The organism is Rhizobium sp. CBN3 (genome assembly GCF_030518245.1).
Classification (GTDB): Bacteria; Pseudomonadota; Alphaproteobacteria; order Rhizobiales; family Rhizobiaceae; genus Rhizobium; species Rhizobium aethiopicum_A.
Window position 1 is genome coordinate 25,630 of record NZ_JAULSE010000023.1, and the last position, 14,439, is coordinate 40,068.

Consider the following 14,439-nt stretch of genomic DNA (forward strand, 5'->3'; position numbering starts at 1 on the left):
CAGGCGGCAGCACATCCCGAGTGGGTGATGTTTCCATTTCAACCACCCGCATTCGTTGGCGGGACTGGACAAGGAGAATTTCGATGTCCCAATCCGTTTCCCTGACATTTCCCGATGGTTCCGTGCGCAGCTTCCCGCCTGGCGCAACCGGCAAGGATGTCGCCGAATCCATTTCCAAGTCGCTTGCCAAGAGCGCCGTCGCGATTGCGATCGACGGCGGCGTGCGCGACCTTTCCGATGCCGTCACCGACGGCAAGATCGAGATCGTCACCCGCAAGGACCCGCGCGCGCTGGAGCTCATCCGGCATGACGCCGCGCATGTGATGGCCGAAGCGGTGCAGGAGCTTTGGCCCGGCACTCAGGTGACGATTGGTCCCGTCATCGAGAACGGCTTCTATTACGACTTTGCCAAGAACGAGCCCTTCACGCCCGACGATCTGCCGAAGATCGAAAAGAAGATGAAGGAAATCATCGCCCGCAACGCGCCGTTCACCAAGCAGATCTGGTCGCGCGAAAAGGCCAAGGAAGTCTTCGCCGCCAAGGGCGAGCAGTACAAGGTCGAACTCGTCGATGCGATCCCGGAAGGGCAGGATCTGAAGATCTATCATCAGGGCGACTGGTTCGACCTCTGCCGCGGACCGCATATGGCCTCCACCGGCCAGGTCGGCACTGCCTTCAAACTGATGAAGGTTGCCGGCGCCTATTGGCGCGGCGACAGCAACAATGCCATGCTGTCGCGTATCTACGGCACGGCATGGGCTGACCAGGCCGATCTCGATAATTACCTGCATATGCTGGCGGAAGCCGAAAAGCGCGACCACCGCAAGCTCGGCCGCGAAATGGACCTGTTCCATTTCCAGGAGGAGGGGCCGGGCGTTGTCTTCTGGCATGGCAAGGGCTGGCGCATCTTCCAGACGCTCGTCGCCTATATGCGCCGCCGGCTTGCCATCGATTATGAAGAAGTCAACGCACCGCAGGTGCTCGACACCTCGCTCTGGGAAACCTCCGGTCACTGGGGCTGGTATCAGGAAAACATGTTCGGCGTAAAATCGGCGCATGCGATGACGCATCCCGACGACAAGGAAGCTGATAATCGCGTCTTCGCGCTAAAGCCGATGAACTGCCCCGGGCATGTGCAGATCTTCAAGCATGGCCTGAAGTCCTATCGCGAGCTGCCGATCCGTCTGGCGGAATTCGGGCTGGTGCATCGTTACGAACCGTCGGGCGCTCTGCATGGCTTGATGCGCGTGCGCGGTTTCACCCAGGACGACGCGCACATCTTCTGCACGGACGAGCAGATGGCGGCCGAATGCCTGAAGATCAACGACCTGATCCTGTCGGTCTATGAAGACTTCGGCTTCAAGGAAATCGTCGTCAAGCTTTCCACCCGTCCGGAAAAGCGAGTCGGTTCCGACGCTCTCTGGGATCGCGCCGAAGCCGTCATGACCGATGTGCTGAAGACGATCGAGGCTCAGTCCGAAGGCCGCATCAAGACCGGCATCCTGCCGGGCGAGGGCGCCTTCTACGGGCCGAAGTTCGAATATACGCTGAAGGATGCGATCGGCCGCGAATGGCAGTGCGGCACGACGCAGGTGGACTTCAACCTGCCGGAACGCTTCGGCGCCTTCTACATCGACAGCAACTCCGAGAAGACGCAGCCGGTGATGATCCATCGCGCCATCTGTGGCTCGATGGAGCGCTTCCTCGGCATCCTGATCGAGAACTTCGCCGGCCATATGCCGCTCTGGGTATCGCCGCTGCAGATAGTAGTCGCAACGATCACCTCGGAGGCTGATCCCTACGGGCTTGAAGTGGCGGAGGCGCTGCGCGAGGCCGGTCTCAACGTCGAAACCGACTTCCGCAACGAGAAGATCAACTACAAGATCCGCGAGCATTCCGTCACCAAGGTTCCTGTCATCATCGTCTGCGGCAAGAAGGAAGCCGAGGAGCGCACGGTCAACATCCGCCGCCTCGGCAGTCAGGACCAGGTTTCGATGGAGCTTGACGCAGCCGTCGAGAGCCTCACCCTCGAGGCGACGCCGCCCGACATCCGTCGCAAGGCCGCCGCAAAGAAAGCCAAGGCGGCCTGAAAATAAGGGGAATACGACAGCGCCGACTTCGGCGCTGTCGGAAATGTCTTTCGCGAAGGGCAGCCGCCCATGCGCCTCCCGCCTGCACTTCCAAATCTTCTGTCGATGAATGAAATCCGGGCCTAGCACATCGGCCGATGCGTAGATCCAAAATGATAGCGTCCTTTGCGCGTCTGATCAGACGCGCGGCGCTGCAGAGCGCCGGCCGATCGGCTTGATCGCTGGTACGCCGCAGAAGCGTGCCCGGCAGAATCAATCCAGGCTGGCGCCGTCGCCGCCGCCCTGCGGCACGAGCTGTTCGTAGGAGGGCAGAGGCTCCTCCGGAGCCGCCTGGACACCTGGGGGCGGCGGCGTGCCGGCCGGCGCCTGCTGCACCGTGCGGGCCGCCGGGCTCTCGGGCTGCTGCGGCTGCTGGTCCTTCATCAGAACCTCGACATCGGTGTTCCGGCCGGCAACCACTTTAAAATCGCGCTGATAGATCTTGTCCTTGTTGCGGGCGATGGCCGAATATTCGCCCTCGGCAAGAACCATGGTCGGAAAGGCGCTGACGCTTTCGCCGACACTGTCGCCGGCGGCCGTCAGGATCGACCAGGCGGTGTCGGCGATCGCCTCGCCGCCGGCTTCGGAGACCAGCTTGAAGGTCATCTGGGCGGCGCGGTGCTGGATCGTCGCTTCCGTCAGCTTGCCGGCCTCGACCTGGATGTCGGCGCGGATGACGGCGTTGACGCTGCCATATTCGGAAACGATGTGATAGGTGCCGGCGTTGAGGCGCACGACGGTGTTCGGCGAGACATCGGCCAGGACGAGACCGCGCTCGCCATCGTCGCGCACTTCCGAGGAATAGATCGAGAAACTCAACTGGTCGGGGCGGATGCGGGCATCGGTGCCGGAGACAGCGTTGAGCAGCAGGCCGCCGGCATCAAGGACCATCACCTGCTTGTCGACCTCGCCGTCAGCGGGCACGGTCAGCTTCTTGGTGACGCCGGCGCGGCCGAATGAGACATTGACGAAATAATCGCCCGGAGCGAGCTGGAAGGCGGCGGGTCCGCCCTTGGCGCTGGCGATCAGCGGCAGCTTGCCGTCGGCTCCGGCGATCGGGCTGAAGACATACCAGGAAAGGCCATCCTCGACGGGCGTACCGTCGGCCGTCAGCTTGGCTTCCATCGCGACGTCGCGCAGCTTGGCGCCCTCAGGTGCGGTGCCGGGCGCGATGAAGGCGTTGAGCTTCGGCATCTTCGACGTCGAGTCGAGCTGTTTGAAATCCTTGAAGGCATCCTGCGCACCGGCGCCGACGACAGGCATCAATACCATCAGGGCAATGGCGAGGCCGGTGCGTGCAAGAGGCGAAATGCCAAACATCTGTTTCGTGAACCGATTGACTTCTGAAATCGCAAAGGCCACTTCAAGACCAACGCGATGGCAAATTCAAGACCCACGCTTTGCAGCAGCATAAAAATGAAAGTTTCTCCCGCATGAAATCCGATATCAAGTTGATCGATTACCTCGCCGTGCGCCGTTCCATCCCCGCTTTCCAGATGTGCGAACCCGGCCCCGAAAAGGCCGAGATCGAAGAGATCCTGCGGCTTGCTTCGCGTGTTCCCGACCACGGCAAGATCGCTCCCTGGCGCTTCATCGTCTATCGCGGAGATGAGCGTGCGCGCCTCGGCAAGGAGCTTCTCAAACTGGCGCTCGAGGCAAAGCCGGACCTTTCCGAAGAAATGATCCAGGTCGAGCGCACCCGCTTCACCCGCGCGCCGGTCGTCGTCGCCGTGGTCAGCAAGGCGGGGCCGCATATCAAGATCCCGGAGTGGGAGCAGCTGATGTCGGCGGGCGCGCTTTGCTTCAATGTCATTCTCGCCGCCAATGCCAGCGGCTATGCCGCCAACTGGCTGACGGAATGGTTCGCCTATGACGAGCGCGCCTATCCGCTGCTCGGCGTCCAGCCCGGCGAAAAGGTGGCGGGTTTCATCCATATCGGCTCGACGACATTCCCGGCGATCGAGCGGCCGCGGCCGGAGCTTGCCGATACGGTGACCTGGGTCGGCGGAGCGGACTGATGTTCTACACGACGGACAGCAACCGGCACGGCCTCGCGCATGATCCCTTCAAGGCGATCGTTTCGCCGCGGCCGATCGGTTGGATCGGCAGCAAGGGCAGGGACGGTTCGATCAATCTTGCGCCCTATTCCTTCTTCAACGCCGTCGCCGACCGGCCGAAGCTGGTGATGTTTTCTTCCGCCGGACGCAAGGACAGCCAGCGCAATGCGGCGGAAACCGGCGCCTTCACCTGCAATTTCGTCAGCCGCGATCTCGCCGAAAAGATGAACCTCTCCTCGGCGGCGCTGCCTTACGGCAACAGCGAATTCGATTTCGCCAGGCTGACGCCGAAACAGTCCGAACTGATCGACGCCCCCTATGTCGGCGAGGCTTACGCCGTGCTCGAATGCAGGGTCACCGAAATCTTCGAGCCGAAGACGTTATCGGGCGTGCCGTCCGAAAACGTCCTCGTCTTCGGCGAGGTGGTCGGCATCCATATCGACGAGTCGATCGTCAGGGACGGCCGGCTCGACATGTCGATCGCGCGGCCTGTCGCGCGCATGGGCTACATGGATTACAGCGAAGGCAGCGATGTTTTCGAGATGTTCCGGCCGCAGATACCAAAGGCGGAAGCCTGAGCGCAAGGCATACAAAGCCTTAAGAAATATGGTGAACCAATCTTAAACCTTTTGTCGCTACGGTCACAGCATTGAATGAAACGCGAAGGAATCGCGTTCAAGTGCTGGGGCGTCGCGTGATCGTAGAAGCTTTCCTTCGTTGGATCGAAACGGCCAAGACCGGTGATCGGGCCCGGGCCGCGAACGCACTCGGTCGAGCCTATCTGCAATCCGAGATGAGCGGCGAGGAGCGGGCGGCAGCCGAGATGGCGATGACCGTTCTTCTTGATGACCCGTCGCCGCGTGTGCGGCTTGCGCTGGCCGAGGCGATCGCCTGGTCGCCTGATGCGCCGCGCAGCCTGATCCTTTCGCTTGCCGCGGACCAGCCCGAGGTTGCCTGCCACGCCGTCACCTGTTCGCCGCTTCTCAGCGACGCCGATCTTGTCGATCTCGCCGCACGCGGCAACGGCGCCACCCGCATGCTGATCGCGGCCAGAGCCCATGTCACCCGTCCGGTCTCGGCTGCACTCGCGGAGGTCGGCGATGAAGACGAAGTGCTCTGCCTGCTCGAAAACGACGGCGCGGCCATCTCCGGCCAGTCGTTGAAACGCATCGCTGAGCGGCTTGGCGATTGCTACGATGTCCGCAATCTGCTGCTCGACCGCAGCGATCTTCCGGCCGATGCCCGCCAGCTGCTCGCCCAGCATGTCAGCAATGCGCTGGTCGGCCTGCCGCTGGCGCAGGCGGCGATCGGCCTGCAGCGGCTCCAGCGCATAAGCCGCGAGGCGACCGAGGCAGCCATCGTTTCGATCGCCGGTGATATCGCGCCGCGGGAGGTACCGGATCTCGTCGAGCATCTGCGCCTCAACGGCCGGCTGACGCCGTCCTTGCTGATGCATGCGCTCTGCGCCGGCAAGCTGGATTTCTTCGCTGCTGCAATCGTGGATCTGACAGCGTGCAGTGAGCGCAGGGTGCGCTCGATCCTGGCAACCGGGCGCATGCACGCCGTGCGCGCGCTCTACGAATCCGCCGGCCTGCCGAGGGATATCAGCGTAATCTTCGTCGAGGCGACGCTTCTGTGGCGCGAGGCCGCGCGAAAGGCGCCAGGCAGCATGCTGGGCACTGTCGGCGGCCGTCTTCTCGAAAAATTCCGCCATCACCATGGCGCACACGGCGCGGCCGGAGAACTGCTCGACATGGTGGAAAAGCTTCATGTTGCCGAGCAGCGCCAATCGGCCCGTGTCTATGCGGCGCTTGCGGCGGCCTAGTCGTTCAGCCGGGTCACTACCCAGGAATAGCTGGCGGATACGAAATGCACGGGCTTGGAAAGCGTCTCCTTGACGTCTCGCCCGGATGGCAGATGGGCGCGGACCTGGCCTGCGATGTTTTCAGCAAAGCCGGCGAGGCCTCTTGGTTCTTCGGATGCCGCAGGAGTGGTGTCGGCCGCGGCGACAGGCAAGGGCGCCGGTTTCGGCGGTTCGGCGGCGGCCAGCGCTTTCGGCGCCTCGCACACGGCGATCACCGAGGGATAGCTGACATTGGCATAGGCCTTGAGCCGGCGTTCGGCTTCGGCATCGCAAGCGGCAACGGTTTCCCAGCGTTTGTCGACCGTTGCGACATAGCTGCATTGGCTGACGGAATCGTCGCAACCGAGAATGGTCATTGCGATGAGCACCGCTTGCATATTCTGCCTCCTTGGCTATTGAACTGAGATCGCCTTAGACGGCGCAATTCCAACCGAAACAAGGCGAAGGCATTAACTCTTCGTCATGTCAGCAAAAATCTGCGCCTCCCGCAAACATTGGAAACCATCATGTCCGTCACTATCGCCCAGGAGCCGCCGCGCCAGGACGCCATCATCCGCCTTCTCGATCTTTCCGACGCCTATGCAGCGTCGCTTTATCCCGCGGAGAGCAACCACATGGTCGACCTCACCTTGCTGGAGAAACCTTCGGTAAGCTTCTTCGTCGCCCGCAATGGAGGGGGCGATCGTCGGATGCTGCGCGCTGGTCGAGGCCGGCGACGGAACGGCGGAGATCAAGCGCATGTTCGTTGACCCACAGGCGAGGGGATTGAGGATCGCGAGCGGGCTGATGAATGCGCTGGAGGCGATCGCGAGGGAAAAGCGGCTGACGGCGATCCGGCTCGAGACCGGCATCTATCAGCCGGAGGCGATCGCTCTCTACCGCAAATACGGGTATCGGGAGATCGAGGCTTTCGGCACCTATCTGCCGGATCCGCTCAGCTTGTTCATGGAAAAGCGGCTGGGATAGGCTTCACCAAGGCAGTTCAGCCTTCGGCGACGCGCGGGATCGGCTTGGACGGCGGCGGGGCCTGTTCGTCGATGACGATCTGCGGCACCCTCTCGCTGCTCTCGGCGTTGCGGGCCTCATGGATCCATTCGCGCCAGATGGCGACGATCAGCGCCATCAGCACCGGGCCGATGAAGAGGCCGAGAAAACCCATCGTCTTGACGCCGCCGACAAGGCCGAAAAAGGTCGGCAGGAAGGGCAGCTTGATCGGGCCGCCGACGAGCTTCGGCCGCAGCGTCTTGTCGACGATGAAGAGCTCGACAGTGCCCCAGACGAAAAGGCCGACGCCGGCGACATGCGAGCCGCTCGCCAGGAGATAGATGGAAACCAGCGTGAAGGAGAGCGGCGCACCGCCCGGTATCAGAGCCATCACCCCCGTGAGCACGCCGAGCGTTACCGGCGACGGCACGCCGGCGATCCAATAAGCCACACCGAGCACGATGCCTTCGCCGATGGCAATCAGCGTCATGCCCATGACGGTGGAGCTGATCGTTGCCGGGACGACGCGGGAAATGCGCTCCCAGCGGTTCGGCAGGATCCGCTCGCCCAGCATGTCGATCTGCTTCGAGAAGGAGAAGCCGTCGCGATAGACGAAGAACAGGGCGATCAGCATGAAGAGCAGCGTCAGGAGAAGATGGAAAGCGCCGCCGCCGGCTGCCAGCACGGCGCGATAGATGTTGCCGATGTGGGCGCCGCTGATCGCCTGGATGAGTTCGCCGAGCGCGCCGGGACTGCCGACATATTTGGTCCAGAGATCATCGAGATAGGGGCCGGCAAACGGCAAGGCAACGATCCAATCCGGTGTCGAGGCGCCGGCGCGGTTGGCGTGGATCGCCCAGGCGAGCCAGGTGCGCACTTCGCCCGTCGTATAAGTGACCGCGAGCCCGATCGGGATGACCAGGAAGGTAAGGATCATGAGGATGGCGATGGTCGCGGCGACCGTCGTATTGCCGCCGACGCGGGCAAGCAGCTTGCGATAGAGCGGCCAGCTGGCAAAGCCGATGACGAGGGCCGCCAGCACCGGCACGAGGAAACCGTAGAAGAAATAGACCCCGGCGGCGGCGACCAGCACCAGCAGCCAGCGCGCCGCCGAAATGGAGGGAATCAGCGGCGTGCGCGTCGGCGCCGACGGCCCCAGCCATCGCGGCTCATGATTGCTTTTCTGACGGTCGAACACACCCACGCGCGCCTCTTCTTATTCTTGTACTCTGGTTATGGGCCATGAACCCGGCGGTTTCAAGGTCCGCGCCGTGAAAGCTGATATAAAGCATCACTGTTCGGCCGTCGGACACGGCGTCTTACTGCCGCGGGCGGCTGAGAACCTTGAAGGCGTAGAATTGCGTCTTCTGATTGGTCGAGAAATTATTGTCGGAGCCGAGGATGAGGACGTCGGTCCCGTCCTTGGCCTTGCCAAGCGACATCGCCTCGATATTGTCGGGAACGAGGCCAATTGCTCTGAGATCGAGGATCTGGCTCTTGCGGGCGGGGACGACAGGCTGGTCGTTCTTGGCGAGTGACGGGATGGCGGATATGTCGGTCGCGTCGGCGAGATCCATCATCATGATCTTGACGTTATTGCCGAAGCCTTCGGCGTAGCTGCGCTCGACGGCGAGCAGGTGGTTATCGTCAAGGGCGATCATTTCCGACATGCCGTTGTCGTTGCCGCCGTCGGCCTTGGTGGCGGCTTGCGGGATCGGCGACACGGGATAGACATACTCAGCCTTCGGCTCGCCGGTTGCGCCGTCATAACGAATGATGCGCGACAGGCTGCCCGTCGTCAGCAACGGTTTCGGCCCATCCTGGTAGAGGGCGGCTTCGACGCCGACGAAAACGTCGCCCGAGGGCGCGACGGCGAGATCTTCGAAAGCGAGGTTGTCGCGGATGCCGGTCGACTTGTCGATGGCCGGAGCAAAGCCCTCCGGCAGTTTGAACTCGCGCACGAACGAACCGTCCGGCGTCGTGACGCGGATGAAGGGCGGCAGCAGCACCTTGGCATCGCCTTCGCTGCCCCAGTAGATGCCGTCCTTGCCGAGGCGGATCGATTCCGGGTCGACGGTCTTGGCGGCGAAGGGCTCACCGGTCTTGTCTTTCAGCGTCACATGCTTGTCGACGGAAACGCCCTTGAGGCCCGATGCATCGACGTCGATGTCGAGTTCATAGAAGCGGGCCGGCGCCTTGTCCGAACGGTCGTCGCTGATGGCGATATAGTGGCCGGTGGCGGCATCGAAATCGAGGCCTGAGATGCCGCCGAACTCGACGCCGTTTTCCATCTGCCCCGTGGGGATGACGAATTCGCCGAGATAGGAGAGCGAAATGCCGGCGGCGCAATCGCCGAAGGGGCAGGCGCTCATGAAAGTGGCGCCGATATCGGTGGCGCTGACGGTGACGGTGCTGGACAGGAGAACGAAAGCGGCAGTCGCGGCAAAACGCTTGGTCATGGCAAAATCCGGCAAGGGTTGAAAACGGCTCGAACCGGCGCAGGCGCTTCTCCCCGGGGGAGGTCGCGCGCCGTCCGCTTCATGCACCGGTTATTTGACCGAGTTGTTACGGTTCTTCGTCAGTTCCGTGAAATCGCAGATGCTGAAATGCGGCGCGCCGGGCGTATCTGTCAGATCGTTCGGCGCGCCTGAGATGTATTTAAATATCAAGGTTTTCAGCGAAGGCCGCACGCTCCTGGATGAAGCGGAAGCGGGCCTCGGGCTTGGTGCCCATCAGATCGTCGACGGCGCTGCGGGTGCCTTCGAAATCCACCTCGTCGATCAGTACCCGGAGCAGGGTGCGCTTGGCCGGGTCCATGGTGGTTTCCTTGAGCTGGGCCGGCATCATTTCGCCGAGCCCTTTGAAGCGGCTGATCTCCACCTTGGCCTTGCCCTTGAATTCCGTCTGCATCAGCTCGGCGCGATGATTGTCGTCGCGGGCATAGGCGGATTTCGCCCCTTGGGTGATCTTGTAGAGCGGCGGCACGGCGAGGAAGAGATGGCCGCCACGCACCAGTTCCGGCATTTCCTGATAGAAGAAGGTGATGAGCAGCGAGGCAATGTGGGCGCCGTCGACATCGGCATCGGTCATGACGATGATGCGCTCGTAGCGCAGATCTTCCTGCCGGTATTTCGAACGCGTGCCGCAGCCAAGCGCCTGAATGAGATCGGCGAGCTGCTGGTTGGCGCCGAACTTCTCGCGGCCGGCGCTGGCCACGTTCAGGATCTTGCCGCGCAGTGGAAGGATCGCCTGGTTGGCGCGGTTGCGCGCCTGCTTGGCTGAACCGCCTGCCGAATCGCCCTCGACGATGAAGAGTTCGGCGCCTTCGGCGGTGTTCTGCGAGCAGTCGGCAAGCTTGCCGGGCAGGCGCAGCTTGCGCACCGCCGTCTTGCGGTTGACTTCCTTTTCCTTGCGGCGGCGCAGCCGCTCCTCGGCGCGCTCGATCACCCAGTCGAGCAGCTTGGCCGCTTCGTTCGGGTTGTCGGCAAGATAGTGGTCGAAGGGGTCGCGCAGCGCGTTCTCGACGATGCGCTGGGCTTCGACGGTCGCAAGCTTGTCCTTGGTCTGGCCGACGAATTCCGGCTCGCGGATGAAAACCGACAGCATGCCGACGGCCGAGATCATCACGTCGTCGGTGGTGATCTGGGCAGCGCGCTTGTTCTGGGTCAGCTCGGCATAGGCCTTCAGGCCCTTGGTCAGCGCGATGCGAAGGCCGGCCTCATGTGTGCCGCCTTCAGGCGTCGGGATCGTGTTGCAATAGGAATGCACCTGCGGGTCGCCGCCATACCAGGTGATCGCCCATTCCATCGAACCGTGACCGCTGGCCTTCTCCGTTTTGCCGGCGAAGATCTCGCGGGTGACGGTGAATTCCTTGCCCATCGTCGCCTGGAGATAGTCCTTGAGGCCGCCGGGGAAATGGAAGGTGGCCTTGTCGGGCACCTCGGAGCCTTCGGGCAGTACGCCAGGCTCGCAGCTCCAGCGGATCTCGACGCCGCCGAAGAGGTAGGCCTTGGAGCGCGCCATGCGAAATACGCGGGCGGCCTCGAACTTCATGTGGTCCCCAAAGATCTGGGGGTCGGGATGGAAGCGCACCCGCGTGCCGCGGCGATTGTGGACGTCGCCCAGTTCTTCGAGCCCACCCTGCGGCAGACCGCGGGAGAAGCGCTGGCGGTAAAGCTTGCGGTTTCGCGCCACCTCGACTTCGAGGAAATCGGAGAGCGCGTTGACCACCGACACGCCGACGCCGTGCAGGCCGCCCGATGTCTCGTAGGCCTTGCCGTCGAATTTGCCGCCGGCATGCAGCTTGGTCATGATGACTTCGAGCGTCGACTTTCCCGGCACCTGGGGATGGTTCTCGACCGGAATGCCGCGGCCGTTGTCGGTGACGGTCAGATAACCTTGCAGATCGAGATGCACCTCGATGAAATTGGCGTGTCCGGCAACCGCCTCGTCCATGGCGTTGTCGATGACTTCGGCGAAGAGGTGATGCAGCGCCTTTTCGTCGGTGCCGCCGATATACATGCCCGGGCGCATGCGCACCGGTTCGAGGCCTTCGAGGACCCGGATCGACGAGGCGTCGTAGTCATCCGCGTTCGAGGCGACAGGTGCCGGGCGCGCCGGCGCCGAGGGCACGGCCGTCAAGGGAGCAGCCGCCGGCGGACGTTCGCTCGGCGCGGCAGGTTTCTGCGCCTCCTCGCGTTTTTCGGAGAGGGGCAGTCCGGAAAAAAGGTCGTTGCTGTCGTCCATGGAGCCGTTCAGATCTTCGTCCTGTCTTGGGTCTGGCGTGGGGCTTGCATCCGCCGCCGACCCAAAATCACCGCATTTCATGTCACGTTTGCGAATCAGGCAGATTCTGCCAGAAAGCACCGCGATACGCGACACCGCCGGATTGGCGGGCTTTGACACATGATTTGCGTTGCCGGGCGCGGAATGGCAAGCGGCGGCAGGCTTCAGGAAACCATCCGCATGCGAATGTCCACAAGTGATTACACCGTTATATCAGCAATTGCGGCCTTTTTCCTATCCGCAGCCGTTCTTTCCGCCGGTGGACCGTCACGGGCGGGCGATGCCCTGCCGCCTTTCAAGGACGAGCTGTTCTCGAAGCAGTCTGTGCTGCAGACCAGCGACGGCGGCGCCTCCGAGGTCATCGATTACGACGAGATGCGCGATATCAACGGCCGCGATCAGATCCCGGAGAAGCGGGCGCAGCAGAAATATGTGTCGCTCGGCATTCGCAAGGCCCAGGCGGATGAAACCCTCTCACTCGACGGCATCAGGCTCGATGTCACCAGGGTGGGACCGGCGGCGAATGCCGTCTTCACGGTGATTTTCATCCACGGCCGCGACGGCGACCGCCGGCTCGGGGCCAATGATTACAGCTTCGGCGGCAATTTCAACCGGCTCAAGAACCTCGTCGCCGGCAATGGCGGCGTCTATTATTCGCCGACGGTCAAGAGCTTCGACAGCAACGGCGTTGCCGCGATCGAAGGCCTCATCCGCTATGCCAGTGCGCAATCGCCCGGCCGGCCGGTGATCCTGTCCTGCGCCTCCATGGGCAGTCAGGTCTGCTGGGGCATCGCGCGTGACGAGGCCAGCGTCAAGCGGTTGAAGGGCATGTTGATCATGAGCGGCGTCACCGATCCGGATTTCACCAGAAGCGCCTTCTACAAGGCGAAGCTGCCGCTCTGGTTCGCGCATGGCAGCCGCGATCCGGTCTACGCCGCCGCCGACCAGCAGGCGCTGTTCGAGAGCCTGCGCAAGGCAAAATATCCGACGCACTTCACGCTGTTTCAGACCGGCAATCACGGAACGCCGATCCGAATGATCGACTGGCGCAGGGTCTTGAACTGGATTCTTGCGGCTTAACGGGCGTTTTCCGGCAGAAATATGCCCGAGATCGCAGAGATTCCCGTTACGTCAGGGGCATGATGCTTTTCTTTGCCGCAAGCTTTTGATAATGCGGCCAGGGATATGAAGTTTTGTGGAAGGCCGGCATGACACCTGACGTGCGCCCGCTGGTGGCGGGAAATTGGAAAATGAACGGCACGCGTGCCTCCCTCGATCAGATCAAGGCGATCGCCGAAGGTGTTCGCCCGCCGCTCGCCGACAAGGTCGAGGCGCTGATCTGCCCGCCGACGACGCTGCTCTACGTGGCGACCGCGCTGTGCACCGACAGCCCGCTGGCGATCGGCGCGCAGGACTGCCACCAGAAGCCATCCGGTGCGCATACCGGCGACATTTCCGCCGAAATGATCGCCGATAGTTTCGGTACCTACGTGATTGTCGGCCATTCCGAGCGTCGCACCGACCATGCCGAGACGGATCATCTCGTCCGCGCCAAGGCGGAGGCGGCTTTTGCCGCCGATCTCACTGCGATCATCTGCATCGGCGAGACGGCCGACGAACGCCGCGCCGGGCAGGAGCTAGACGTCATCAAGCGCCAGCTTTCCGCCTCGGTTCCCGATGCCGCAACCGCCGAGAACACGGTCATCGCCTACGAGCCGATCTGGGCGATCGGCACCGGGGTCACGCCGACATCGGGCGATGTCGAGAAGGCGCATGCCTTCATGCGGGCGGAACTCGTCTCCCGCTTCGGCGACGAAGGCCGCAAGATGCGCCTTCTCTACGGCGGCTCGGTGAAGCCCGCCAATGCCGGCGAGCTGCTTGGCATCGCCAATGTTGACGGTGCGCTGATCGGCGGGGCGAGCTTGAAAGCCGCCGACTTCCTCGCCATCTACCGGGCCTATGAGGCGCTGCTCGCCTGACGCGTTGTTCATAGCTCGGTTTATTCCGGCAGAAGGGCTTGGAATAGGCGAGAGCCTCATGTAAAGAGCCGCCAGAATTCTTATTTATGTCCGTCTCCAGACGGGCAGGACTGGACCCATGCAGACAGTATTGATTGTCATCCATCTCATGATCGTGCTCGCCCTCGTCGGCGTCGTGCTCATTCAGCGCTCGGAAGGCGGCGGCCTCGGCATCGGCGGCGGTTCGGGCTTCATGTCGGCCCGCGGCACGGCCAATGCACTGACCCGCACGACCGCGATCCTTGCGACCTTGTTCTTCCTCACCTCACTTGGCCTCGGCATACTGACGCGTTACGAGGGCCGTCCGAGCGACATCCTCAACCGCATCCCCGCGACGAGCGGCCAGGGCAACGGCATTCTCGATTCGCTCGGCGGCGGTGCACAGGCCCCGGCGAACCAGCCGGCCGGCAATGGCGTTCCGAGCAGCGGTGCGGCTGCGCCCGCACAGCAGGCTCCGGCACAGGCTCCGGCGGCCACCGCGCCTTCAACGACAGCGCCGGCAGCAACCGCTCCGGCGACGACCGCCCCGGCAGCGCCCGCAACTCCGGCCACGCCGGCGCCGGCTCAGCCTTCGGGCGTCCCGACGGGACAGTAAACCGATC

12 protein-coding genes and 1 pseudogene are annotated in these 14,439 nt (G+C 62.9%); 8 read left to right on the forward strand and 5 right to left on the reverse strand.

What is annotated here, in order from left to right:
• Positions 1-83 precede the first annotated feature (83 nt).
• Positions 84-2,090, forward strand: a complete 2,007-nt coding sequence (thrS, locus tag QWJ46_RS25535) for a threonine--tRNA ligase (RefSeq protein WP_302754710.1) — start codon at positions 84-86, stop codon at positions 2,088-2,090.
• A gap of 252 nt (positions 2,091-2,342) precedes the next feature.
• On the opposite strand, the gene QWJ46_RS25540 is transcribed toward thrS, so the two are convergent.
• Entirely contained in the window at positions 2,343-3,449 is a 1,107-nt protein-coding gene (locus QWJ46_RS25540) for a hypothetical protein (protein ID WP_302754711.1), read from the reverse strand.
• Positions 3,450-3,562: 113 nt separating this feature from the next.
• Here QWJ46_RS25540 and QWJ46_RS25545 point away from each other — a divergent pair, with 113 nt between their 5' ends.
• The 3 genes from QWJ46_RS25545 (at position 3,563) to QWJ46_RS25555 (ending at position 6,011) form a co-directional block, all read left to right on the forward strand.
• The gene (locus QWJ46_RS25545) at positions 3,563-4,147 is read left to right on the forward strand and encodes a nitroreductase (protein WP_302754713.1); all 585 of its coding nucleotides are present in this window, start codon (positions 3,563-3,565) and stop codon (positions 4,145-4,147) included.
• The gene (locus QWJ46_RS25550; RefSeq protein ID WP_302754715.1) at positions 4,147-4,764 is read left to right on the forward strand and encodes a flavin reductase family protein; all 618 of its coding nucleotides are present in this window, start codon (positions 4,147-4,149) and stop codon (positions 4,762-4,764) included. Before QWJ46_RS25545 ends, QWJ46_RS25550 begins: the two co-directional genes overlap by 1 nt.
• Positions 4,765-4,865: 101 nt before the next feature.
• Positions 4,866-6,011: a DUF2336 domain-containing protein gene (locus QWJ46_RS25555; RefSeq protein WP_184459622.1), complete on the forward strand. Its 1,146-nt coding sequence runs from the start codon at positions 4,866-4,868 to the stop codon at positions 6,009-6,011.
• Here the strand turns inward: QWJ46_RS25555 and QWJ46_RS25560 are convergent.
• Complete coding sequence (locus tag QWJ46_RS25560) at positions 6,008-6,427, reverse strand: hypothetical protein (RefSeq protein WP_184459623.1); 420 nt, start codon at positions 6,425-6,427, stop codon at positions 6,008-6,010. The two genes, QWJ46_RS25555 and QWJ46_RS25560, sit on opposite strands and share 4 nt — an antisense overlap.
• A gap of 129 nt (positions 6,428-6,556) precedes the next feature.
• Here QWJ46_RS25560 and QWJ46_RS25565 point away from each other — a divergent pair.
• Positions 6,557-7,016, forward strand: a pseudogene (locus QWJ46_RS25565) (GNAT family N-acetyltransferase).
• 16 nt (positions 7,017-7,032) lie between these two features.
• On the opposite strand, the gene QWJ46_RS25570 reads toward QWJ46_RS25565, so the two are convergent.
• The 3 genes from QWJ46_RS25570 to parE all read right to left on the reverse strand — a co-directional run bounded on the left by QWJ46_RS25570 (position 7,033) and on the right by parE (position 11,780).
• Positions 7,033-8,238 (reverse strand): AI-2E family transporter, encoded by a 1,206-nt coding sequence (locus QWJ46_RS25570; protein WP_184459625.1) that lies wholly within the window; start codon positions 8,236-8,238, stop codon positions 7,033-7,035.
• A 115-nt stretch (positions 8,239-8,353) separates the two neighbouring features.
• Entirely contained in the window at positions 8,354-9,493 is a 1,140-nt protein-coding gene (locus QWJ46_RS25575) for an esterase-like activity of phytase family protein (RefSeq protein WP_302754720.1), read from the reverse strand.
• A gap of 199 nt (positions 9,494-9,692) precedes the next feature.
• Entirely contained in the window at positions 9,693-11,780 is a 2,088-nt protein-coding gene (gene parE / locus QWJ46_RS25580) for a DNA topoisomerase IV subunit B (RefSeq protein ID WP_302754722.1), read from the reverse strand.
• A gap of 219 nt (positions 11,781-11,999) precedes the next feature.
• Here parE and QWJ46_RS25585 point away from each other — a divergent pair, with 219 nt between their 5' ends.
• From QWJ46_RS25585 to secG, 3 genes are all read left to right on the forward strand, one after another.
• Positions 12,000-12,899 (forward strand): alpha/beta hydrolase, encoded by a 900-nt coding sequence (locus QWJ46_RS25585; RefSeq protein WP_302754724.1) that lies wholly within the window; start codon positions 12,000-12,002, stop codon positions 12,897-12,899.
• A gap of 128 nt (positions 12,900-13,027) precedes the next feature.
• On the forward strand, positions 13,028-13,798 hold the full coding sequence (gene tpiA, locus QWJ46_RS25590) for a triose-phosphate isomerase (RefSeq protein ID WP_184459629.1): 771 nt from the start codon (positions 13,028-13,030) through the stop codon (positions 13,796-13,798).
• Between the two features lie 118 nt (positions 13,799-13,916).
• The gene (secG, locus tag QWJ46_RS25595) at positions 13,917-14,432 is read left to right on the forward strand and encodes a preprotein translocase subunit SecG (protein ID WP_184459630.1); all 516 of its coding nucleotides are present in this window, start codon (positions 13,917-13,919) and stop codon (positions 14,430-14,432) included.
• Positions 14,433-14,439: the final 7 nt, after the last annotated feature.

Excerpts from the sequence above, each read along its gene's own strand:
- thrS (WP_302754710.1), top strand. The coding sequence starts at position 84 with ATGTCCCAATCCGTTTCCCTGACATTTCCCGATGGTTCCGTGCGCAGC.
- QWJ46_RS25540 (WP_302754711.1), bottom strand. The coding sequence starts at position 3,449 with ATGTTTGGCATTTCGCCTCTTGCACGCACCGGCCTCGCCATTGCCCTG.
- QWJ46_RS25545 (WP_302754713.1), top strand. The coding sequence starts at position 3,563 with ATGAAATCCGATATCAAGTTGATCGATTACCTCGCCGTGCGCCGTTCC.
- QWJ46_RS25550 (WP_302754715.1), top strand. The coding sequence starts at position 4,147 with ATGTTCTACACGACGGACAGCAACCGGCACGGCCTCGCGCATGATCCC.
- QWJ46_RS25560 (WP_184459623.1), bottom strand. The coding sequence starts at position 6,427 with ATGCAAGCGGTGCTCATCGCAATGACCATTCTCGGTTGCGACGATTCC.
- QWJ46_RS25575 (WP_302754720.1), bottom strand. The coding sequence starts at position 9,493 with ATGACCAAGCGTTTTGCCGCGACTGCCGCTTTCGTTCTCCTGTCCAGC.
- parE (WP_302754722.1), bottom strand. The coding sequence starts at position 11,780 with ATGGACGACAGCAACGACCTTTTTTCCGGACTGCCCCTCTCCGAAAAA.
- QWJ46_RS25585 (WP_302754724.1), top strand. The coding sequence starts at position 12,000 with ATGCGAATGTCCACAAGTGATTACACCGTTATATCAGCAATTGCGGCC.
- tpiA (WP_184459629.1), top strand. The coding sequence starts at position 13,028 with ATGACACCTGACGTGCGCCCGCTGGTGGCGGGAAATTGGAAAATGAAC.
- secG (WP_184459630.1), top strand. The coding sequence starts at position 13,917 with ATGCAGACAGTATTGATTGTCATCCATCTCATGATCGTGCTCGCCCTC.